The sequence below is a fragment of the Streptomyces sp. NPDC016469 genome, from assembly GCF_040632905.1.
Lineage (GTDB): Bacteria > Actinomycetota > Actinomycetes > Streptomycetales > Streptomycetaceae > Streptomyces.
Window position 1 is genome coordinate 1 of sequence record NZ_JBEYCQ010000116.1, and the last position, 1,306, is coordinate 1,306.

The following is a 1,306-nucleotide window of genomic DNA, read 5'->3' on the forward strand; positions in this document are numbered from 1 at the left end:
GGAGGAGGCGATGGCGGAGGACTTCGCCGGAGCCAGTACCCGCTACGGGCCCTCGCGGGGCGCGGACGGACTGGTCGAGGCGATCTTTATCTTGAAACACGTTCTCTTCCAACAAACCCGAATTCTTATATAGTTTAATAACATCTTCGAAATCAATTGCTCTTTCATTACATGTCATTATTTTCATAATTACATTACTCCCACAACTATTATTGGATTAAACACATTAATTAGTATTTATCAACAACTGCCCCAATGCTAGTTGCCTTCACATAAGATTGATTCTCTAATTTAAGTAAAGCTTCCTTTGTTCCAGTTACAACAACTCCAATAATCAATCCATCTTTTTGTTGTAATTTTAATAGATCATAATCGGCTTTATTAATCTTCTTTAAACGGTTTAGGAAATCTGCCTCGCTATTTATTTTTGATGAACTCATTGATTTACCTACCTCTGAAGATGGTTCATAAATTCCATACATAAATTTATCGCCCTCTGGATAATCTCGTTCGTCAGCTTCATTTGAATAATCATTAACCCAATACCATGTAGGGTTAATCTCATCAGGTAACATATTTTTAACTTCATTCATCGTATAGCTTTTATCAAATGAAATCCCTAATTCAATATATTTATCATTAGGATATTCCTTAAGTTTTGACAAGTCATCTGAATAAGACTTATAAGTAAACTGAGGTACGTAGAACCCCATGGACTTTTCTCCACTAGGTATATTAATTTTAGTAGTATCATTAATAATTGTGCTGTAGGATGAAGATGTCATTGTTTCAAAACCCTTTAACCCAAAATGTGCTTCTTGTGTCTCCCATGGGATTATTTTATCTTCTACAACTTTAAAAACTTCTCGCTTAACAGTTCCCTTCATAAATCCAGTTTCAACCGTTTCTGTTCTCACAATGGTATTAGGCGCTTTCATAATTGCATCTTCCTTAATTAATTGAGCTGCTGTTTCATCCCCAATTTTGTTTATCCAAAACGAATTAGCTTTAACAACACAAACTGAAATTAAAATAAACATGATAGCTGATACAATAATTGACCTGAGAAGAGTATTCCGTTTCGCTTTCTTTATAGTTCTATCAAGTGATATATCATCAAATATATTATTCAATTCTTCGTCATTTGGTTTTTTCATTCTCTTTCCTCCTATAAAGCTCTTTAAATTTCGCTCTTGCACGGGCTAAATTTGTTTTAACACCATCTGGCTTCAGATCGCGGCCGGGTCGAGCCCGGGGGACGCGACGGCCGCCGCCTGGTCGAGCAGGGTCTCCAGATGCTGGCCCA

General features: G+C 36.9%; 1 protein-coding gene. It reads right to left on the reverse strand.

The genetic code is table 11. The annotated features are described in order from the left end of the window. Positions 1-230: 230 nt before the first annotated feature. Positions 231-1,199: an anti sigma factor C-terminal domain-containing protein gene (locus ABZ565_RS35645; RefSeq protein WP_352392318.1), complete on the reverse strand. Its 969-nt coding sequence runs from the start codon at positions 1,197-1,199 to the stop codon at positions 231-233. Between the last annotated feature and the right edge of the window lie 107 nt (positions 1,200-1,306).